Origin of the sequence: Winogradskyella psychrotolerans, assembly GCF_018860565.1 — a bacterium.
Lineage (GTDB): Bacteria > Bacteroidota > Bacteroidia > Flavobacteriales > Flavobacteriaceae > Winogradskyella > Winogradskyella damuponensis.
The window spans coordinates 19,850-43,164 of the sequence record NZ_JAHKPS010000028.1; the positions used below are offsets into that span (position 1 = coordinate 19,850).

17 protein-coding genes are annotated in these 23,315 nt (G+C 32.9%); all 17 read right to left on the reverse strand.

Going from position 1 to position 23,315, the window contains the following annotated elements; all coding sequences use genetic code 11:
* Positions 1 to 4 precede the first annotated feature (4 nt).
* On the reverse strand, positions 5 to 2,113 hold the full coding sequence (locus KO504_RS13950; protein ID WP_215927844.1) for a gliding motility protein RemB: 2,109 nt from the start codon (positions 2,111 to 2,113) through the stop codon (positions 5 to 7).
* Positions 2,114 to 2,238: 125 nt separating this feature from the next.
* A complete protein-coding gene (locus KO504_RS13955) occupies positions 2,239 to 3,036 on the reverse strand; it encodes an energy transducer TonB (RefSeq protein WP_215927845.1) in 798 nt (265 codons plus the stop codon).
* Between the two features lie 119 nt (positions 3,037 to 3,155).
* A complete protein-coding gene (locus tag KO504_RS13960) occupies positions 3,156 to 3,884 on the reverse strand; it encodes an energy transducer TonB (protein ID WP_215927846.1) in 729 nt (242 codons plus the stop codon).
* A 65-nt stretch (positions 3,885 to 3,949) separates the two neighbouring features.
* Positions 3,950 to 4,255, reverse strand: a complete 306-nt coding sequence (locus KO504_RS13965) for a VanZ family protein (RefSeq protein ID WP_215927847.1) — start codon at positions 4,253 to 4,255, stop codon at positions 3,950 to 3,952.
* Positions 4,256 to 4,304: 49 nt separating this feature from the next.
* Positions 4,305 to 4,685 (reverse strand): glycine cleavage system protein GcvH, encoded by a 381-nt coding sequence (gene gcvH / locus KO504_RS13970; RefSeq protein WP_215927849.1) that lies wholly within the window; start codon positions 4,683 to 4,685, stop codon positions 4,305 to 4,307.
* 58 nt (positions 4,686 to 4,743) lie between these two features.
* Complete coding sequence (sprA, locus tag KO504_RS13975; RefSeq protein WP_215927851.1) at positions 4,744 to 12,114, reverse strand: cell surface protein SprA; 7,371 nt, start codon at positions 12,112 to 12,114, stop codon at positions 4,744 to 4,746.
* On the reverse strand, positions 12,114 to 12,695 hold the full coding sequence (gene ruvA, locus KO504_RS13980) for a Holliday junction branch migration protein RuvA (protein WP_215927853.1): 582 nt from the start codon (positions 12,693 to 12,695) through the stop codon (positions 12,114 to 12,116). The genes sprA and ruvA overlap by 1 nt, the downstream gene beginning before the upstream one ends.
* A 78-nt stretch (positions 12,696 to 12,773) precedes the next feature.
* A complete protein-coding gene (locus KO504_RS13985) occupies positions 12,774 to 15,056 on the reverse strand; it encodes an NADP-dependent malic enzyme (RefSeq protein WP_215927854.1) in 2,283 nt (760 codons plus the stop codon).
* 62 nt (positions 15,057 to 15,118) lie between these two features.
* Positions 15,119 to 15,484: an HlyD family secretion protein gene (locus KO504_RS17360; protein WP_354667404.1), complete on the reverse strand. Its 366-nt coding sequence runs from the start codon at positions 15,482 to 15,484 to the stop codon at positions 15,119 to 15,121.
* 23 nt (positions 15,485 to 15,507) lie between these two features.
* Entirely contained in the window at positions 15,508 to 15,864 is a 357-nt protein-coding gene (locus KO504_RS17365; protein ID WP_252723702.1) for a hypothetical protein, read from the reverse strand.
* A gap of 82 nt (positions 15,865 to 15,946) precedes the next feature.
* Positions 15,947 to 16,816, reverse strand: a complete 870-nt coding sequence (locus KO504_RS13995) for a hypothetical protein (protein ID WP_215927856.1) — start codon at positions 16,814 to 16,816, stop codon at positions 15,947 to 15,949.
* Between the two features lie 97 nt (positions 16,817 to 16,913).
* Complete coding sequence (locus KO504_RS14000; protein ID WP_215927857.1) at positions 16,914 to 17,300, reverse strand: hypothetical protein; 387 nt, start codon at positions 17,298 to 17,300, stop codon at positions 16,914 to 16,916.
* A 117-nt stretch (positions 17,301 to 17,417) separates the two neighbouring features.
* The gene (locus KO504_RS14005; protein WP_215927859.1) at positions 17,418 to 17,597 is read right to left on the reverse strand and encodes a hypothetical protein; all 180 of its coding nucleotides are present in this window, start codon (positions 17,595 to 17,597) and stop codon (positions 17,418 to 17,420) included.
* Positions 17,598 to 18,035: 438 nt separating this feature from the next.
* Positions 18,036 to 18,962: a tRNA epoxyqueuosine(34) reductase QueG gene (gene queG, locus KO504_RS14010; protein WP_215927861.1), complete on the reverse strand. Its 927-nt coding sequence runs from the start codon at positions 18,960 to 18,962 to the stop codon at positions 18,036 to 18,038.
* The gene (locus tag KO504_RS14015) at positions 18,962 to 20,296 is read right to left on the reverse strand and encodes a cytochrome P450 (protein WP_215927863.1); all 1,335 of its coding nucleotides are present in this window, start codon (positions 20,294 to 20,296) and stop codon (positions 18,962 to 18,964) included. The genes queG and KO504_RS14015 overlap by 1 nt, the downstream gene beginning before the upstream one ends.
* A 9-nt stretch (positions 20,297 to 20,305) precedes the next feature.
* Positions 20,306 to 21,328, reverse strand: a complete 1,023-nt coding sequence (ruvB, locus tag KO504_RS14020) for a Holliday junction branch migration DNA helicase RuvB (RefSeq protein WP_215927864.1) — start codon at positions 21,326 to 21,328, stop codon at positions 20,306 to 20,308.
* A gap of 178 nt (positions 21,329 to 21,506) precedes the next feature.
* Positions 21,507 to 23,300, reverse strand: a complete 1,794-nt coding sequence (locus KO504_RS14025; protein WP_215927865.1) for a cytochrome c oxidase subunit I — start codon at positions 23,298 to 23,300, stop codon at positions 21,507 to 21,509.
* Between the last annotated feature and the right edge of the window lie 15 nt (positions 23,301 to 23,315).

Below are 23,315 nucleotides of genomic sequence, written 5' to 3' on the forward strand. Positions count from 1 at the left end.
ATTACTAAAAATCATTATACCAATTAAACAAGTCTGTTCTAAAACCTAGACTAAACCATACCGAACCAGAACGTACCGTAGAAGCATTGACTGCATCTGGATTAAAATCTCTATAGATAATATTAGCAAACATCTTAAGATTTGTTTCCGGATTTAACAAATAACCAGCCTGTAACTCTGCCATAAAACTATTGGTTTTATTGCCTTGTCCAATTTCTATTCCTGTATTGGCATTACGATCATTATAATCTCTATAAATATCACCTCCATAAGACACACTATCATCTGTAGTATTATAATCTAGCCCTCGCTGCCCTATTATCATTTTAGCATCGCCAAACCATCGTTTATAGTTATAACGCCCAATTAATACAAATTCTCTAAAGTTTGCTCCCCAAAGATGCGCCATTGGCTGATTAAAATGTCCATAATTTAAAACTTGAGTATTATGAGAATAAGTATAAGGTCTCACTTGGTTATACTCTGCTTGAATTAATAGATCATCTACATTAAAAGCATTAAAATATTTAGCACCTACCTGAAATCCGAATTTATTTTTCCAACTTTTTTCACCAGCTTTTACATCTGCTAAAGAGAATTCATCTAAGACAAACTGCCCATATAAATTTACTTTATTGTTCCATTTATATTTTGAACTTAGTCCTAAAATTGCATTTCCAGCACCTTGACCAGTTTGAAACTCTATGGCTCTAAAAAAGATAATTGGGTTTAAATAATTAACATCAAAACCTCTACCATTGGTATCTGCCCACATTACAGACTCAAACAGTCCAAGATTTAATCGTTCTGATACATTCCAACTCAAATAATGATTTGCCATGTATTTGGTTAGAAAAGCATCATCAACCACAACTTCATCTCTAACATCCTTTAACCACATCCATGTACTCGTATATTTTAATTTCCAAAAAGTAGCATTCAATTTTAAAAATGGATAAGGACTAGCAACATCACTTTGCAACAACGATCTGTAACCATCTCCTATAAAGTTTTTACCATGACCAAATTGAATATTCAGAAAATCAGCAGGAGAATAGGATAAATAAGCTTCTGCTATAGGGTAATCATACGAATTATCTTTAAACCGCTTGGCTATTCCACGTCCAGGAATAATAGCAGGATCTGGCCCATAAGCTTTCAAACTTTCAGCATATCTATTGTAATAATCTGCAAAACGACCTTGACTTTCATAAACTGAAGCCGTAAGATTAAAACGTTTACCTAAACCTGCTTGTATATAAATTCCTCGTGTATTATTATATGTAGAACTAAAATCGGCCTCACTATCTTTTCCCACTTGTAAATCTAAAATAGGATCAACTGTAAACCAATAATCCTCTCCTTGGACCTCTACTAAATGTTCATTAAACAGTTTTCTTCCTAACCACGAATCGGTATCTTTTGCTAAACTTTCCTTTTCAGCTTTAATATCGTAGTACCTAGCAACATCACTATACACAAATGGTTTTGCTGCGGTATGACTGTTGGTACCAATAGCATTCATTTCTGCATCAAAACGCGCATAATAAGAGTGCGTAAAAGGCACATTTAACTCACTGCTGTATTCTAATTTTTCATAAGGTTTTAATCCTTCTACAAGCACATCAAACTCATCAGACAATGTTGCATTAAGGCTATCTTTTTTTGTGAGTTGGTTTATTTCTTCTGGAGAATCAATTTTTCTAACTGGCTTTGTTAATGGTATTGCTATAGATATGCTATACTGTACAAATGTTGGATTGCCATTATAGGTTGCAGGTTTTATCTTTGGAAGAGAATCGAATACACGTTGACTTTCAGCTTTTAACTCTTCATAAATAGCATCAGAATAAATAACTTTAAATTCACCTTCACGGCTAACTTCAAACAAAATTTGTACCTCTCCTTTATAAGATTCATCTAAAACAATTTGTGGTGTTTTAAAATTCTCATAGATAAACGTATTTAGCGTAAAATTGAAGCATGATTTCAATTGATTTACATCTTCGGAATTACATTCACTAAAAACAGGAGGTTTTTCGTAAGTTACTATGGATTGAGCATAACCAAAAGTGGTCGTTAAAAGAACAGCAAATAGCACAATGCGCTTCATAAAGGACTAATTTTTAATGTGCGAAAGATACTTAATTTTTTTAGTAACCTAGAAACCAAATGCCGTATAAAAAAACCGTTATTCTAAGAATAACGGCTATAACATATTATTAACAACTTGTTTTACTAATTTCTAGCATCAAAAACTATAGGCAATGTATAGATAACACCTACAGGAACTTGGCGTTGTAAACCAGGTTGCATTTTTGGAATTTTATTGATTACACGTTTTGCTTCACTTTCTAAAGCGTGATGTGGCCCTCTTATTTTAACATCAGTAACGTTGCCATTTTTATCTATGGTAAATTGTGTTGTAATTTTTTGTCTTCCAGAAATACCATAATCAGATCCAATATCTGTATTGAATTTGCTACCGACTAACTTTGATATTTTATCCGACATACATTTTTTTCGCTCACTATTTGTTTTCTTTCTTTCGCACCCTGGATACACTGGTACTTTTTCAATTAAAGCAAATGGAACAAAAACCTCATCTACAGGGTCATCATCACTAGTATGAATATCTTCAATATTTACTATTGGTTGATCTGTTACCTTTGGTTCTTCTGGTGTTTTAATAATAGTTTCTACAACTGGAGTGTCATCTTCTACTTCCTTGTAAACATCAGTTAAATCTTCAGTTGGTGCAGGCTCAGGAGCTTTGGGCTCTACAACCTCTACAACAAAAGGCTCTACATAATCTATAGAAATAGGCTCTGCTTTGGCCGTATCTTCTACAAGATTAAATTTCTTTTCTTGAAACTGCATTTCAAAAAGTGCATAGGTTCCTAGCAAACAAAGTATCAGTCCTATTTGGAAATAAAGGGTTGAATTTTTTTGTAAATTTGCCTCATGCTTTTGTGACTTCTTTGCTTCAGTAGTGCTCTGACCAGCAGTACCGAAGTCTTTTTTAGAGTTTTTCATAATATCTATGATTTAAATGTTAATATTATGTAAAAGTCACAATAAGCATACCAAAACGAAAATCCCGTCCAATTAATTTTGAACGGGATTTTTATATTTGATAGTATTTTATCTAGTACTTAGTCTTGTACTTGGAATACAATTGGTATAGAGAATGGCATTACCACTGGCTTACCTCTTTGTTTCCCTGGTTGCATTTTAGGCAACAAACTAATAACACGCTTTGCTTCTTTCTCTAATCCTGGATGCGGACCACGAGCACCGATACTAGTTATATTACCTGATTTATCTACTTTAAACTGCACAAAGATTCTTTTTTTACCTGGAGGTAAACCTAAATCACCTGCTAAATCTGTATTAAACTTTTTACCGATAAATTTATTAACCTTTTCATTCATACAGGCTTTTTTAGCAGCATTCCCTTTTTTCTTTTCACAGCCAGGAAAAACAGCCACATTTTCAATAACTGAGAATGGTACCTCTAAATCTTCTTCAACCTCTACAACTTCTACCTCTTCAACTTCAACAATTTCTGTTTCCATTTCTGTTTCTGTAGATTCTATAACTGTTTCCTCTACTTCTACTTCATCTTCAACAACTTCAATAATTTCTGGCGCTGCTGGAGGTGGAGGAGGAGGTGGTGGTGGTGTAACTATTTGTTCTGTAATTGGTACTTCTTCTTCTAATTCATCATCTAAATTAAGTGAATCTGCAACAACACCAGATGGATCATACGTTTTATAATTGATTGCCATATAGGTAATACCTAGCATTAAGGCAAGACCAACAGCAAAGTATAATGAGCTATTACGACTTACATCTGATTTCGGATTCTTTTTAGGTTCCATAGTGTTTTGTTTATTATAACGTTGCTAATTTAACTAAATAATAGTAAAAAAAACAAGGCTTTGTGTTATTTTAACTTATATATATTTAATTGACTTGCAATTAATGTACCAAAAATAGCTCCTATACTATTGGCAACCATATCATAAGTCTCATAAGTTCTGTTTGGATTTAAGAGATATTGCAACAATTCTAATATAAACCCTAAAAAAGCTGCAGCTAAGACAATTATAAAAGGAATGTATTTTGCTTTAAAGGGTTTAAAATAAAATACCCATAAAAAAGCCAAACCTAAGTAGGCTAAAATATGATAAATTTTATCATCAAATGAAAACCCCAAACTAGGTACTCCATTTAAACTGATTAAACTCATAATAATTAATGTCAACGTATAAGCAATTGACACTAACAAAAGCATTTTTTTAACCACTTATAAGTGCTTTATAATCTTCTGCAGATAATAAGTTCTCTATTTGTGAAGCATCTGAGAATTTTAATTTAATCATCCAACCGTCTCCATAAGGATCTGTATTTACGTTTTCTGGTTGATCTTCTAAACCTTCGTTAAATTCTACAATTTCACCAGATAACGGTAAAAATAAATCTGAAACTGTTTTTACAGCTTCAACGGTACCAAAAACCTCTTCGGCATCTAAAGTTTCGTCTAAGGTATCTACTTCTACATAAACAATATCACCTAATTCGCTTTGTGCAAAGTCTGTAATACCGATAATAGCTGTATCGCCTTCGATTTTAATCCATTCGTGATCTTTAGTGTACTTTAATTCTGATGGTATATTCATTTTAATGTGTATAATATTATTGAAACAAATGTAATTTTTTAATTGCTTTCATTCAACATTAATTACCAAAATTATATCTTAAGGTAAATCCAGACCTTATAGATGTTTGTGGGAATGACGTTGAAATTGCAAAATCTGAGAACGAATAATCAAAATAGAAAATAGCCGTTAAGTTTTTGCTAAAGGCGTAATCTGCGGTATATTTTAACCCCCAAATGGTTTGTCCTGCAGTAATTTGATTATTCTCTAAATCTAAGTATCTAATAATAGTTTTATTATCTCTTACTGAGATATCTGCTCGCATGTTTAAATCGCTCTTAATAATTTGTTTTGGTCCTGCAAGTGCCGAACGAATTCTTAAATCCTTAAAACGATATCCCAAACCAAGTGTATATTCTTTACCTTGAATTTCGGTCATTAAGTTATTATCAAAACTTAGAGATAATGTTCTATCTGTTTTTACTTCTGCTAAGACTTTAATTGAATTTTTCATTTCAAAATCTAAACGAATTAAAGGACTAAACTGTTCTTCTAAGTTAATATTACTGAATAATATTTCATTTTTAAAATTCCCAGATTGATCAACAGCTTCAGTGTTTTCAACTTCATCTGCTCTAAAATTATAATTAGGTGAAACATAGTCTAAATTAGTTCTAAACTGGTTTATAGTATAATTAGATCTATAGCCATGCTGAACAGAGAAACGTCTAAACGTTTTCTTAAACCATGGAATTTTCATTAAGCCTGTATATTTTAATGTCCAGTTTGGAATTGGAATATCTCTAAACGCATCAGTACTCACCTTTTCTGGATTAGTTCCTTGATAAGCGGATAAAAATGCTGGTAATAAGACACGCTGACTATTTTTGCCAAATCCTAAAGGATAACCTTCTGCATCTAAATTTGCACTATCATTAATATTTATTCCTGCTTGTTTTGCTAGTCTGTTTGCTATAATTAGCCTATTAGCTCTAAAATCGTCAAAGGCAGCAGATTGGTTTTCGTCACTTTTACTGAACGCTGTTTTTATTATAGCTGTAGAAATGTTAAAGTTTCCAAAGGTGTTTGGTGTTAATGGTCTGTAATCTCTAATTCCATCTCCTAATTCACCGTTCTCCACATCCACAATATTTCCAGATGCATCTAAATAATCTTCAACTCTAAAGTTTTCAGTATAATTTTCAGCGTAAGTTCTATTTCCGGTTAAATCTATTTTTAAATCGCGCATAGGTTCAATATTAACCGCATAGTCTAAGCTTTTATTTTGCACCTCTGTATATTGCTGATTAAAATCTGGGAAGTTTGTTAACCAACCATTTCTAGCGGCCAAACTTCTAATATCGCTTTGACTTCCAAAAGTATATCCTACAGTAGGCTTAAGTGTACCAATAAAACCAGGTGTTGGCATATAACCAGGAAGAAAAGTACCATTATTTTCTGAATAGTTAAACTGAATACGTTTTACCATGGTAACGACATCAATCATAGTATTATATGCCTTTTTCCCCACACTTAACTTGTTAGGATCTTTACCATCTTCATTGTCTGAAGCAGCGTTACTTGGTGATACAGAACGCCTGTTTGCTGCTGTACTCCGACCTCTTCCTGCACTTTTTGATTTCCCTTTTCTTACCAAACCTAACGTTTTGTATAGGGTTTCCATATTTAAGGTAGAGTTAATGTTGTGTGTGTTAGAATTCTGAATTGAATTTCCTAGGTTGTATGTATTAAAAACCCCTGGATTATCTATATCTTCTACTTGTAAACCTTCATTAAGATCTGATCCTTTTTGCCATTGAAATGCTCCATTATAAGCATAGGTGGCTTTTAAAAAGCTTAAAGCTGGAATTTTATACAACGGCAATTCATAATTAACTTGAAGCTGTTGTGTTTGAAAGTTTGGATCTCCAAAATCGAAGAAACCATCCCAAACATTAAGATCTGGATCTTGAAGTCCATTAATACGGTCATCTACAAAGTAATTACGTACAATATTAGTATTAGCAGCTGTGAAATTTAAACTTAGCGCATCTGTTAAATTATAATTAATAGCGTATTGAAAATCGAACGTATAATTTCTTCTAAATAATTCTTCAATACCTATATTATTGCCTCCTAATTCTACTTCTCTAAACTTTTGCTTGCTAAACTGTCTATTAATATCTGTATTAACTGAAAAATTAGATGGTAATAAATTAAGATTAAAATCTTTTAATATCTTCCAATGTTTACCAGTAAATAGGGAATCGTTTTTCTTAAATGGTTCTACTTTTAAAGGCTCAAAAGAATAGTTATAATTAGCTCCAGCTCTCACAGTTTGATCTAAAGCGTTTTCGATTTCAAAATCGCGATGTTGCACCTTATTATAAGAGTAATTAAACGTTAGATTTTCTACATCATAAAACCGTTTTTTAGCATCTCCTGTTTTTTGTTTTCTTACACCAATAAAGTTGATACTTTGTCGTTTTGTATAATCTTCAGATTGCTCTCTTATACGGTCTTCTTCTGAACTAGAACCTGCTGCATCTAAGCGCGATTCTAAAGTTAAATCATTATAAAATTGATCAAACTTTGGTGTGACCAATTCTTCGCTTTGTGCGTAATTAAACGGAATTTGCACTCCCCATTTCTTAGGTAATAATTGACCTAGTTGTATGTTTGTCACAACATCGTATTGTTGAACGTCTTCTAAACTACGTTCACTTGGACCTTGCTCAACACCACCAAAACCAATAGTACTTCGTCTTCCTGTAGCACTAATACTTGCAAAATCTGCAATTTGAGTATCCATACTAGCTACAGCTGCCCAACCTCCTTCATTATCCATGTCAGACATACGTAATTCGTTAAACCAAACTTCGCCACAAGCATTATCCATTGAATCGCCAAGGTTGCCATTTTTAACACCAATCATTAATACTCTAATGTCTCCAAAATTTGGATTTCCTTTAATAGCAATACGTTGTTGACTTGTATTTATCTCTACATCATCATAAGGAATCTCTTCTGGATTGTTAAATCCGTTTTCATCTAACACTCCATCAACAACATTATAAAACACAGGGTCTGGGTCACTTAAAGTCCCTTGAGAAATACCAAGCGCTTTAATTTTTTGTAAAAACTCTAGAGGAATGTTTATTTCATTCTGGCTTGGCCAGATTTCTTCAGCAGTTGGATTTGCACTTAAATTAGCAGATTTTAATAAAGGAACTTCTATTTGATAATAATTTTGAGTAAAATCATTACCCATTCTTATAAAACCAACTAACTCTCCAGAATCTAGCTGAGATCCTTCTTGTGCTCTGGCATGTAAAAACATACGTAGTTTTTTATACTGACGCATATCTACATTAATATTTTTAAATACACCACGAGAATCTGCAGGCTCTAAGTCACAAGCTTGTATTACTAAAGACTGTTCATTTTGTCTAATAATACTGTTATTATTATTAAGTTCTTCTTGTGTTACACCAGGAGGAGTTTTATAACTTGGATTATCTTGTACACTAACAACTCCTACACTAAACTCAGTTGGTTCATTTTCATGATCTGCAACAGAGTCATCATCTAAAGGTAATTGATAACGTCTCCAATCACTACGTACTAAATCTAAAGAAGCAAAACGCATAACTGTTTTTTCTGTAAAATCTGACACATATAAACGTGCAAAACGAACAGAACGTATATCTGAAATACCACCAACACGCTTAGTTTCTTCGTTAATAGGAATTCTAAATTGATACCATTTTACATCACTTCTTACGTCTCCATTAGGTAGTGTAACTGAAAAATCTTGTTTTATATCATTAATATAAGGGTTACTTATATTTAAACTTGAAGGTGTAATATCCAATTCATACTCAAAATAACTATCAATAGTATTCATGGTATTATCTCTATTGATATCTTCTACATCTGGTTGGGTTGTAGACCCTCTATTAGTATCTGTAAAGACATCTGGTGTATTTCCTTCTAAACCATTGTATTTTTTGTAACGTTCAAAAATATCTCCATCAGTATTTAAATAGTATGTATAATTATCATTTGAAGGGTCATCACCAAACTGCCCTCCAAATTCAGCTATTTCTTCTGCATCATTAAATCCATCATAACCAACATCCTGATTTGCACGTTCTGTTCCTGTAGTTCCAAACGTATAAATTAGTGATTGATTTTGTGGTACAACACCTCCAAAGGACGTTCGTGTTAACGTAGAAACATCTCCATCTTCTGGTAAACCATTTTCATATTGTTTTTTACCATCTTTTAAAACATCTTCCGAAATATTACCAAGATTTATAAATAATTTACCTCCAGAATTAGTTGGGTTATCTAAAAAGGGATCTTGCACCCAAAATTCGATATATTCGACATTAGCCTGTTCAAAATCGGTTGATGTAATAGGTCTCATTATACCAGCCCAACTATCGGCAGGATTATCTATCACATTATCTGCTGCAGCTGGGTCGAAGTTATAAGGACCACGTTCTCTAGGATAATATGCTAAATCTAAAGTATTGATTACTGATGTTTGTCCTTGTACAATATCTTGATTAAAGATTTCGTCAATAAAAACACGACGTGTATATAAATCTGAAATATCATCATCTGTAATGCCACCTGGACGTTGATTACTATAAAAAATAGGATCAATGGTGTACCAATTTAAAAGTGCTCTTCCGAAACCATTTTCAATTCTCTTATCATTAATTGGATCATTTTCATCTACTCCATTAACCGTAAGTGGCCTACTAGATAAAGACCAAGATAAAGGGCTTAACAAATCTATAGCTCCTTGTGTACCCTCAAAATCATCTATATAAGCGGTGGCTTCTCCATTAAAATCTGCACCATTTGAAGCTCCTGGTAATAAGTAAGCAAATTCACCTCTTAAAGACAAATTAGAAGGGACATCTGTATCTATATTTGGCAATTTATTTACCATACGTGTTAGAAATGGAACTTCTGTTGAGTAATTTCCATTAAAACCAAAAATGGTATTATTAATAGGCTCTGAATTAAAATTGGCCTTTTGTGTTATTGGTCGTTCATTAAGATTTAATAAAGTCGCACCTAAAACAAAGTTTTCGTTGAATTGGTGCTCTACATTAATTCCTGTAAAACGTTTTGTTTGTTGTCCAAAAACGGCATTATTTTCAACCGAAACATTAATTGGTGTGTTTGATGCTTTTAAAGCTTCATCTAAAATCTCTACACGTCCTAATTGATAATTCACTGTGTAATCAACACCTTCAACAAGTTGACGTCCACCTGCAGTTACTCTAACCGAACCTCTTGGCACATTAAAAGCACCAATAGGAATACCACTATCTCCACCACTGCTTTTAAAACGTCCTTTTATTTGAAATTTATTCTTTTCAGCTTCATCTAAGGCTTGCGTCTTAGTAGTCTTATAAAGTAAATCGTAAACGTATTTTTCTTGATTTGGATTGGTATAGGTTGTTGCGTCATAATTTCCTGGGTTAGAAGGATCATCTAATACATCAAATAAATAACGACCAAAAGGTTCTGTTTTTGTAAAAATAATTTTTCCGTTCTGAGATAATACAGTAATTCCTTCTACATAATCAAAGAAACCATCTCCGCGTTCTTGTGGATCATTGTTAAAGTTTAATCGGTCTAAATGAAACAATCGAATTAATGGTGTTTCTTCAATTACAGTATCATCATCAGGAATATTAGACGTATTATTATCAAAGAGAGGAAACGTGGTCCCTTCTATTGGTTTTATATAATTTAATGCTGAAGATTCTGTATAAAAAATATTAAGTTTAAAATCTTCTTGACTGAGTTGAAATGCTCCAGTATCATAAATGTTTTTCATCATTAAATCCCAAATTGGCTCATTTACAGATGTAACTGCACTTTTCAACATTTTTAAGATTAAACTTTGATTATTTACAACTTGATTTCCTGAGGTATTTTCATCTACTACTGTAGCCTCTACACCATCATTTGCAAATTCACCTACCTGATATACTTGTCCTCCAATTGTATATTGAAATGCTACTGCTAGAACTTCATCATTTTGTAAACGTTGATTTAAAGAGATATACCCTAATTCGGTATTTAAAAAATACTCTTGTCCTTCTTGTAATTTTCTTGCAGATTCTAATTTACCGTAATCAAAACCTTCATTTACATTAACTGTATTTACACCACTTTCTACATTCGTAATATTTCTAACAGCTTCCGTTAAAAAAGAACCTGCGCCTCCTATATTTGTTGGATCAAACGCATTATTTTTATTGTTAGGTCTTGCTCCTGGATTGGTTACAAAATTCGCTGGATATGAGTCAAGTCCTATGTTTTCAATAGTAGATTCACCTAAATCTTGAAATGCAACAATATTTCTAACATTGTCGGTTTGGTTATTTCTATTGGTTACCCATACTTCTGCTCTTGTTATTTGAAGTCCTTGATTATCTATAAAAGGGTATTGTCTTAAGGCTTTATCGTAGTTTTCCCTAAAGTATTGTGCTAAGAAAAAGTGTCTGTTTTCGTCGTAATCTCTTGCAAAAAACTCAAACTCTTCAACCGTACCACCTCCTTCTGCTACTACAGATTTTGACTGTGATTGTTGCTCAGAAAACACTGCTGTAACTCTAGTTTTACCAAATTGCAATTCGGTTTTAACACCAAATAAACTTTGCGCTCCCGTAATTAAAGAACTATTTAATGGCATATTAACGTTACCAACTTCAATTTTTCTAATGATATCGTCTTCTGTTGGAGTGTATTCTAATTTTACAACTTGTTGAAAATCGAAAGTTGCTTCAGTATCATAGTTTGCTGTTACTTGAAGCCTCGTTCCTACTTTACCTAATAAACTTAAACTAATTCTCTGATCAAAATCGAATGTAAAGTTAGTTCTGTTTCTTGGCGAAAAGGATGGATTATCTTGTTTAGAAAACAGCACACCTAAATCAACTTCAACCGAACCTTGAGGTACTACATTTATTGTATTACCACCAAATATAGTTTCAAACAATCCTGAATTCACATAAAACTCTGGTAATAAATTCTTTTGATTTTCTTCTGAACCTTCTTTTTGTCCAGCTTTAGCATCAGCCATTTTCTTGTAATAGGCTTTTAATTTTTCTTGTAAAACCAGCTTTTGAAATTCATCTGGAGTTAGAATTAATGGATAATTGATGTTAAACGCGCCTATTTTTTCAGTGTAGATATAACGATCTAAAATGGGATCGTAAGTATATTTTGCAACAATACTATTTGGGTTAGGCATGTTAAGCTTACCTAAAGCGTATGTTGTTTTAGTTGAATCTTGTGCTGTTTCTGTTTCCGTTTCTTGTGCTAAAACTGAATTACCTATTAGCAACATAAAAGCTAATACGCAATAAAATTGGATGGAAAGTGGTTGCTTATGGATAGTAGTATTCAATTGCATTATAAGTTTTTAAGAGCTTCTTTAATAATTTGCTCTACAAGGGCTTCTGGTTGGGCTTGTAAAATTCTATCAACAACTTTTTCGGATTGTTTTTTATTAAATCCTAAAACGTCTAAAGCAGATAACGCTTCATCTTTGTGCGTATTGTTTGGCTTTAAAGAAAGTTCGTCTATACCATACACTTTTAACACTTTATCCTTTAAGTCTATGATAACACGCTGCGCCGTTTTTGCACCAATTCCTTTTACACTTTGAATTAATGCCACGTCTCCTCCTGCAATACCGTCTTTTACTTGGTCTGGAGTTAGTGATGACAACATTGTACGTGCTATATTAGCTCCAATTCCACTAACAGAAATTAATAGTTTGAAAATTTCACGTTCTATTTTAGACGAAAAACCATAAAGACTGTGTGAATCTTCGCGAACTTGAAGATACGTATAAAGTCTTAAATGTTCTTTATCTGGAATCTGAGAAAATGTATGAAGCGATATATTAATAAAATATCCTACTCCATTGCAATCTATAACAACATCTGTCGGATTCTTTTCAACAAGTTTGCCTTCTATCTGTGTAATCATTTATAACGAAAAGTTAAAAAACCAAATGTAATAAAATTATTTTCATTTAGAGGACAAGATTAGTTACTAAGAAAATGTCTATTTCTGCTGTCTTCGCTCTCGTTCTTGAGCATCTACAACTGCAATAGCGGTCATATTTACAATTTCGTCAACACTTGCTCCTAATTGTAAAATATGCACTGGTTTTCGCATTCCCATCATAATAGGACCAATAGACTCTGATTTATTAAGTTCTTTTAATAGTTTATAAGTAATATTTGCAGCATCCAAATTTGGAAAAATAAGTGTATTCACTTTGCGACCTGCTAATTTTGAAAACGGAAAAATATCTTGAAGCATTTTAGCATTTAAAGCAAAATCGGTTTGTAATTCTCCGTCTACCACCATTTCTGGGTAAGCTTTATGTAAATAAGCTACGGCTTCTTTTACTTTTTCTGCTCGTGGATTTTCTGAAGATCCAAAATTAGAATATGAAATCATAGCCGTTACAGGTTCTATACCAAACATTTTTGTAACTCTAGCGGTCATACGTGCAATCTTAGCCAAATCTTGAGCTGTTGGATCTATATTAATTGATGTATCACTTAAAAACATTGGACCACGTTGCGTCATCATTAGGTTTGTAGTGGCAACCCTTGTTACTCCATCTGCCATACCAATTAACTCTAGCATAGGCTTTACTACCGATGGATAATTACGTGAATACCCCGTAACTAATGCGTCTGCATCTCCTACATTAACCATCATGGCTGCAAAATAATTACGTTCTCGCATTTTCTTTTCGGCAGAATAGATAGTTACACCTTGACGTTTGCGTTTTTTCCAATAAGCTTTTGCATAGTGATTTTTGCGCTCTAACTCTTCATCTGACTTTGGATCGATTATAGGTACATCGGCATCAAATTCAATTTCCTCCATCAATGTGATGATAGTCTCTTTACGTCCTAATAAAATTGGATGAGCAACCCCTTCTTCATAAGCTATTTGAGCTGCTTTTAAAACATCAAGCTGGTCGGCTTCTGCAAAAACTACACGTTTTGGATTTGTTTTGGCTCTTCCTAATAGCAGACGTACCAATTTATTATCTGAACCTAGACGTTCTAATAATGAATTTTTATAGCGATCCCAATCTTCAATTGGTTCTTTAGCAACTCCACTCTCCATTGCTGCTTTAGCAACAGCTGGTGGAACTACTGCTATTAGTCTTGGATCAAAAGGTTTTGGAATGATGTACTCTTTACCAAAAGTTAATTTTGTTTCTGCATAAGCTATATTCACCTGTTCAGGAACAGATTCTTTGGCTAAATCTGATAAAGCTTTAACAGCTGCCATTTTCATTGCTTCGTTAATCTTTGTTGCTCTCACATCTAGAGCTCCTCTAAAAATAAAAGGGAATCCTAGAACATTATTAACTTGGTTAGGATGATCACTACGACCTGTTGCCATAATAATATCATCTCTAGTATCAATTGCGAGTTGGTATTTTATTTCTGGATTAGGATTAGCCATAGCAAACACAATTGGGTTTGCTGCCATAGATTTTAACATCTCTGGCGTTACAATATCTGGCTGAGATAGACCGACAAACACATCTGCATTTTGCATAGCTTCATCTAAAGTATCTATTCTACGGTGAGTTGCAAACTCAGCTTTTTCTGGTGTTAAATTAGTTCTATCGTCTCTAATAACACCTTTGCTATCTAGCATTACAATATTTTCGCGCTTAGCACCAAAGGCTTGGTACAATCTTGTACAAGAAATAGCAGCTGCTCCTGCTCCACTAACTACAATTTTGACTTCTTCAATATTTTTATTTGCAATCTCTATGGCATTAATTAAAGCTGCTGCTGAAATAATAGCTGTTCCATGCTGATCATCATGCATTACAGGAATGTCTAATTCTTCCTTTAGTCGACGTTCAATTTCAAAGGCTTCAGGTGCTTTTATGTCTTCAAGATTAATACCACCAAAAGTTGGTGCTATATTTTTTACCGTAGCAATAAATTCTTCTATATTTTCAGTATCCACTTCAATATCAAACACATCGATATCCGCAAATATTTTGAAGAGTAAACCTTTACCTTCCATGACTGGTTTAGAAGCTTCTGGCCCTATATTTCCTAATCCTAAAACTGCTGTTCCGTTAGAGATCACAGCCACTAAGTTTCCTTTAGCTGTGTACTTGTAAACGTTTTCAACATTTTTTTCAATTTCTAAACAAGGCTCAGCCACACCAGGAGAATAGGCCAAGGACAAATCGCGTTGCGAGGCATATTTTTTAGTGGGAACTACTTTTATTTTACCAGGAGTTGGTTTTGCATGATATACTAGGGCTTCTATACGTTTACTTTGTTTGCTCATAATCTAAATGAAATAAGACACAAAGATAGGTAATGAAAGCGAAAATTATTCGATTGAAAAGTTTATCGTTTTAAAATTTCCCTAAACTGATAAAAGAAACGCTCTATTAACCTTAAATCTTCGGTTATAATTTCTGCTGCACCTCGCATTTCTTGTTTAAATTCTATTTCTTTGTTGTAAGACGATATCATCTTTTCTGGCAATGAAACATCAACAAAATACAAGCCTTCTTTATCTGGAATAAGCGATATGTTTTTAACAGTTCCGTTTAAAACACCAAATTCAGTATCTGGATAGTTTTCTAATTTAATATTTACGTTTTGCCCTATTTTAATTTTACCAGAATTATGTGCAGGTGTTTTTAGTTTAGCTATATAAGATGTATTCTCACTTGGAATTATGGTAAACACCAAATCACCTTGATTCACTGTTTGATTGGTGTCCCAAAAATTTAAAAAGAGACCTTACCATTAATGTTTGAGCTTAACACATATTGAAACTCCCAATCTTTAATCGCTTTTTTAAGTTGATTAAAAGATTGAATCACATTTTTCAGCAAAGTCATTTCTTCTTTTACACGATTTATTTCTGTGCCTTTTGAAGTCATGTTAACATTACTTATACCTTCTTTTATTTGCGATATTGAGGCTTCAAAATTTTTAAAATTACGTTCGGCTTGTGCATATTGCAATTGCTTATTTTCATAATCTTGTGCAGAAATCACACCTTTTTCGTATAATGTGGTTTGTCGGTTTAAATCTTTTAGATTGAATTCTAATTCTGTTTTATGTACAACCTTCTGCACCATTCAAAAGTCTTAATTGATTTTTGTTTAGCAATGTAGAATCATTGCTCTTTCTAAATTCACTTAACGTTTTCATATATTTAAATTAATACTCTTCTTTAATAAACAAACCAGCTTTATATCTATTCTCATCCACAATATTCTTTCCAATTTTAGAGCTGTATTCAATATTGGATGATTTTTTTTTAAAGAATAAATAAGTATCATAAACTGTTTTATAAACCATCACTGGACACGTACCCATTTTTATGAATTCTAGCAACTTTGGCAAAATATACTCCTCTTTAAATTTATTATCACAATGGGTTAAAACCGTAGTTAACTCAATAAAAACATTTTGATCAACAGAAGTGTTTCCAATTAGAGAATGGCTTGGATAACCATATTTCTCAAAAATCGTCATTATAGCTCTAGAGTTTATTACATCTGCAGATTTCATTTTTTCAACCCTATCAGATCCACTATAGCTTCGTCTATACTTTTGATCTCTTTTAGTCATTTCCTGAATCATTTTTCTTAAACCTATATTTAAACTAGATATATATCGCTGCCTTAATAATTTGTAAACATCTTCATCAATACCAGACTTCAAATACACTTTTTTTAATACTTCATGCTCATTTATCCATTCTATTGGATAACCTAATTTTTCTATTAAAACTTTCATTATCTTAAATTCACTATAACAAGAGTTAGAATTTTCAGCAGCAATTATATAATTAACAAAATCAAAAGGCACTATCTGGTCGATAGGTTGAAATTTATTATACAAATTTTTATAGATTTCATATGCCTCAAGATAATTTTCTTTTTCGATTAATCTGTTTGCAATATGTGCTTCCTGATAATAAGGCAAATAATCTACTACTTTATCTTTATTCCTGCTTTGAGCCTGTAAGAAAAATATACTAGTAGTTAAAAGTAGAAGTAATAATAAATAGGTCTTTTTTTTCATATAAAAATATTGTAGTGAAATGAAAGAATAAAATTAGCTTATTAAAAATAAGAAATAACAAGCAAAAGCATACTTTTAGGTGGTCGAAAACGGAAATCTAAATAAATCCTTTAACCTTAGCAGCCAAAACTAAGTCTCTATCACTATTGCCCTCAATACCAAATTTTCGTTTTAAAAGACGTTTTCTTTTATCTATTGCAGATTTAGATAAATGAACTAGACCTAATAAATCTTTCATTTTTGAGCCGTTGGCAAGTTCCTTTAAAATTAGAATATCATATTTATCTAAACGGATATTATTTACTGTTTTTTGGTTTAAGGCTTTAACAATAGTTTGGCTATAGTGTATTTTACCAGCTAGCACATTGTTTATTACAGTAACAAAACCCATAAAGCCCATATCTTGTTTATTTATAAAGCCTGAAGGATTAAAAGAATTTATAATATGCCTTATCCTAAAACTATCTGTAAAGCACGTGCACACTTATATTTTGGTGTTTGGTAATAACTCTCTGATTATTATTCCTAAATCTTCACCAGAGTTTAGTTTTAAAGTTGGATCTGGCGGTAAACTAATATCTAATATTACTAAATCTAAGTTTTATGTTTTTGCAAACTCTTCTATTTTAAGATAAGCACTTTCACAATCTGTAGCACCATTAGTTTTAAAACTTATAGCATCTGACTGATTAGCGATAAGGTTTAGTGAATTTTCAAAAGCTTCAATAATAGAAATGTGGTCGTCTATAGTTAAGACGTTAATGGATGTTTTGTTCATCATAATATTGCACAATAGCTTTACCTAATATATAGGCAATTTTAAAAAAATGTGTAATCGACAATGAATTAATTAATCCCTAAATTAATAATGTGGAATAAAATTAGTTCTTTTTTCCTACAAATAATAATAATAATAATAATAATAATAATAATAAAGGTGTAAAGGATTGGTTCTATTCTTAATACGCTTCTAGTTTATTATTAAAAACTTATTGATTTGAGATAAAAAAACAGTTTATTTTGAAGCTTAAAATTTCAAATTTTGTTTTGGTAAATACTTACTATTACGTCATGTAATATTTAAGGAAGAAGAAAGATAACGTTCTTTTTATTGTTAAAGACCTCTATTTTCTATATCCTAGAACAGAGATACCATTCATTATAGTGTCTAGCTTCGACTTCGCGATGCCACCAAAAAACGTTGCAGGATAAAGTTAAATTAATCCTTCAAAAACTCAATATTCCGTTCCAAACCAGCAAATTTAGTTCGTTTTACAGCCGATTTCTGAAACACTTTTTTAAACGTATCTTCTGTAATTTCTTCCCAATCCTTTTTGGTCATATCTAATAATTCTGGATGTGGATTAAATAAAGGTTCGTTATGTGGTTTACTAAAACGATTCCAAGGGCAAACGTCTTGGCAGATATCGCAACCAAACATCCAGTCATCAAATTGGCCTTTAAATTCTGTTGGAATGTTTTCTTTGAGTTCAATAGTAAAATACGAGATACACTTACTACCATCAACTACATAAGGTTCTGTAATGGCTTCTGTAGGGCAAGCATCAATACATTTGGTACAGGTGCCACAGTGGTCTGTTGTGGCGTAATCGTATTCTAATTCTAAATCGATGATTAATTCGGCTATAAAATAAAACGAGCCGACTTGTTGGGTTAATAAATTAGAGTGCTTTCCTATCCACCCCAAACCCGATTTTGCTGCCCAAGCTTTATCTAGCACTGGTGCAGAATCTACAAAAGCGCGTCCACCAACCTCGCCTATTTCATCTTGAATAAAATACAATAATGATTTTAGCTTATGTTTTATGACATGATGGTAGTCGTTACCATAAGCATATTTAGACAATTTATATGAATCATCTGTTTGAGTTTCTGATGGGTAATAATTCAACAATAAAGACACCACACTTTTTGAACCTTCAACAAGCAAGGTTGGATCTAAACGTTTATCGAAATGGTTTTCCATGTAACGCATTTCACCATTCATGTTCTTATTTAGCCAAGTTTCTAATCGTGGTGCTTCTGCTTCTAGAAATTCAGCCTTACTAATACCACAAGACAAAAAACCAAGGCGTTTTGCTTCAGCTTTAATAATTGTACTGTATTTAGAAGCATTGTTTATCACTAGTGTCGCTTTTCAAACGTTAAAAGTGCATTCTTTGGCTTTAAAGTAATCAAAGGAGTAATGTCTATGGCGTTAAACTCAGGATGCATTTTATAGTTTGAAACTAACTCTGAAACGGCAATGATCATTTCGAACATAGCAAAATTATTTCCAATACATTTTCGTGGGCCAGCTCCAAAAGGAAAATATTGTGATGAGAATTTACGACCACCTTCATTAAAACGTTCTGGTAAAAATTCATTAGGTTGGTTCCATAGTTTAGGGTGACGATGTATTTCGTATATCGAAAATAATAAGTTAGATCCGGCTTCAAAATCCATCCCATTAAAAGTATCTGGTGCTTTATTAACGCGGTCTATAAAATATGCTGGAGGATACAATCGCATAGCTTCTTCTAAAACTTGTTGGCAAACTTTAGATTGTGTTACCAAATCCATTAAATCATCGCTTTCGTTTTTTAATGCTAAACGTTCTTCATAAATTTTATCTTGCCATTCTGGATGCAATGCTAATAATTGCATCGTAAATGTAAGCGCATTTGATGTAGTTTCGTGGCCTGCTGTAAATAAAATCAGAATTTCATCAATGAGTTGTTCTTCTTCCATAGCAGTACCGTCATCATATCTCGCCTCTAAAAGCATGTCTAACAAATCGTCTACTTTTATGTTTGAAGTCCTTCGTTCGTTAACAATGCGTTTTAATATTTGACGTGCTTCGTTGGTGAGTTCGATATGTTTTTCTATTTCACCACTCAAATTAAACCACCAACCTAAATACGGTTGACGTAATTCTTTAACCAACATTTTTTGAGCCTGCTCTGTAATATATTGAAGGCGATTAATATCTTCTTGATTTGCAGCACTGCTAAACAAGGATTTCACCACCGTTTGAAATGCCAAATCGTTTAAAATAGGAAAGATATCTATCACTTCATTCGATGTGATTTTTTCGTATTCTAAGAGAATTGCACTTTTAATACTTTCTAAAAGATTTGCTAATTGCTTTTTATGAAAAGCGGGTTGAATGAGCTTACGTTGTTTTTTCCAATGTTCTCCTTCTGAGGTAAGCAAGCCTTTACCAACATACTTTACTAAATCTTCCGTTTGTATCTTAGACTTGGTATAATTCTTCTGATTCTTTTGAAGAACATATTCGGCAAATGCAGCATCACGAATAAAAACAACACTGTTTTTAAATCCAATTTTTAACTTGAAAACATCTCCTTGCTCCTCAAAATTTTTATGATGAAAAGGCAGTGGATTTTTTAAGATTTCTAATGAATGTTTAATAAATCGACTTAAAGGAACCTTGGGAATGTTTCGTTTTATACTCATACGCTTAAATTAGAATAAACCTCCTTGAGTTGGTCCTTTTATTTTACCTAAATGTTTATACGCTTGTTCTGTTACTTCCCGTCCGCGAGGAGTTCGCATGATAAAGCCTTGTTGAATTAAAAATGGCTCATACACCTCCTCTATGGTTTCTGTACTTTCACTAACGGCAGTTGCAATGGTACTAATGCCAACAGGTCCGCCTTTAAACTTATCGATGATAGTGTTTAGAATTTTGTTGTCCATTTCATCCAATCCATAAGCATCTACATTAAGTGCTTTTAAGGCAAATTTAGCGATACCAATATCAATTTTACCATTCCCTTTTATTTGCGCAAAATCTCTAACACGACGTAAAAGTGCATTAGCTATACGGGGTGTACCTCTACTTCTACCTGCAATCTCTATAGCCGCTTCCATAGAAATTGGCATATTTAAAATCGCTGCACTTCGCTGCACAATGGTAGTTAGTAATTCAGTTTTATAATACTGTAAACGACTTTGTATTCCAAATCGAGCCCGCATTGGCGCTGTAAGCAAACCTGAACGTGTCGTGGCTCCAATTAATGTAAATGGATTTAAGTTAAGTTGAACTGTTCTGGCATTTGGACCAGATTCAATCATGATATCAATTTTATAATCTTCCATTGCAGAATACAAGTATTCTTCTACAATTGGACTTAAACGATGGATTTCATCAATAAAAAGCACATCACGGTCATCAAGGTTAGTCAGCAAACCTGCTAAGTCTCCTGGCTTATCTAAAACAGGTCCTGAGGTCACTTTAATACCAACGTCTAACTCATTAGCTAAAATATGTGCTAAGGTCGTTTTTCCTAGTCCTGGAGGTCCATGAAACAAGGTGTGATCTAAAGCTTCTTCTCTAAGGTTTGCAGCTTGTACAAAAACTAATAGGTTTTCTAAGACTTGATCTTGACCTGTAAAATCTTCAAAGGTTAAAGGTCTTAATTTCTTTTCGACATCTAGTTCTTCCGGTGTGAAGTTATCGCTATTTGGATTTAGATTTTCGTTCATAGTACTTCCCGTGAAAACGGGAATCTTATTAAGTTACACTGAGCTTAGAAATATAGGTTCTTCATTTCACTCTGAATGAGAACAAAGTCAAAACAAATATAAAGAAAAAGACCTTTGGATAGCTATCCAGAGGTCTTTTCTAATCTATTATGAGTTTCCTGCCTTCGCAGAAATTTGTTTAATGCTGTAATTCCTCTTCACCTTCCATTAAAGGTACATTCTGAGGTACAAAATCTACATCATGTCCTGGTTTACTGTAGTCATAAGACCAACGGTAAACGTGAGGAATAGCTCCTGGCCAGTTACCATGTATATGTTTTACAGGAGTAGTCCATTCTAAAGTTGTAGATCTCCAAGGGTTTTGTTCTGCTTTTTTACCAAAGAACATACTTGCAAAGAAATTATACAAATAAATAATTTGTGCTAAACCTCCAATAATAGCAAATATAGTTATGATAACATTTGCATTTGCTAAATCATCAAATAACGGGAAGTTAGAGTTTGTGTAATAACGTCTTGGTAATCCTGCCATTCCAATAAAGTGCATTGGGAAGAAAACTCCGTAGGCACAAATTGCAGTGATCCAGAAATGTAAATATCCTAAGTTTTTATTTAGCATACGACCAAACATTTTTGGGTACCAATGATAAATACCTGCAAACATTCCGTAAAGTGCAGAAATACCCATTACTAAGTGGAAGTGTGCAATTACAAAATAAGTATCATGAACGTTAATATCTAATGCACTATCACCTAAAATGATTCCTGTTAATCCACCTGTAATAAAGGTAGAAACAAAACCAATAGAAAATAACATGGCTGGATTCATTTGGAGATTACCTTTCCATATGGTTGTTATCCAGTTAAAGGCTTTTACAGCAGATGGGATAGCAATCAATAATGTTGTAAATGTAAATACAGATCCTAAGAAAGGATTCATACCTGAAATAAACATATGGTGACCCCAAACAATTGTAGATAAGAAAGCAATTGCTAAGATTGAAGCAATCATCGCTCTATATCCAAAAATTGGCTTACGAGAGTTTGATGCCATAATTTCAGACACTAATCCCATAGCAGGTAAGATAACGATATATACTTCTGGGTGACCTAAGAACCAAAATAAATGTTCGAATAATACTGGTGATCCACCTTGGTAATGTAATACTTCACCTTGAATAAATATATCTGATAAGAAGAATGATGTTCCAAAACTTCTATCCATAATTAATAATAACGCTGCAGACAATAATACTGGGAAAGAAACCACACCAATAACCGCTGTTACAAAGAATGCCCAAATAGTCAATGGCAATCTTGTCATAGACATCCCTTTAGTACGTAAATTAATTACTGTTACTATATAATTTAAAGATCCTAATAAAGATGATGCAATAAATATAGCCATTGAGACTAGCCATAAAGTCATTCCTAAACCAGAACCTCCTGATGCCATAGGCAAAGCAGATAGTGGTGGATAGATTGTCCATCCTGCTGCTGCTGGTCCGGCTTCTACAAATAATGAGCTAATCATTATAACACAAGAAATAAAGAATAACCAATAAGACACCATATTAAGGAATCCTGAAGCCATATCTCTAGCACCAATTTGTAACGGAATTAAGAGGTTACTAAATGTACCACTTAACCCTGCAGTTAATACAAAGAATACCATAATAGTACCATGAATCGTCACTAAGGCCAAATAAATATCTGCATCCATAACTCCGTCTGGAGCCCATTTACCTAGTAATGCTTCAAACAATACGTTTGGCTGTTCTGGCCATGCAATTTGCATACGAAACATTATAGACATTAAAACACCTATAACTCCCATTATAGTACCTGTAATTAAATATTGTTTAGCAATCATTTTATGATCAATGCTAAAAATATATTTAGTTACAAATGTTTCTTTGTGATGATGTACGTCGTGATCGTCGTGACCGTGTGTATCTATAGTTGCTGACATAATCTCTATCTATTA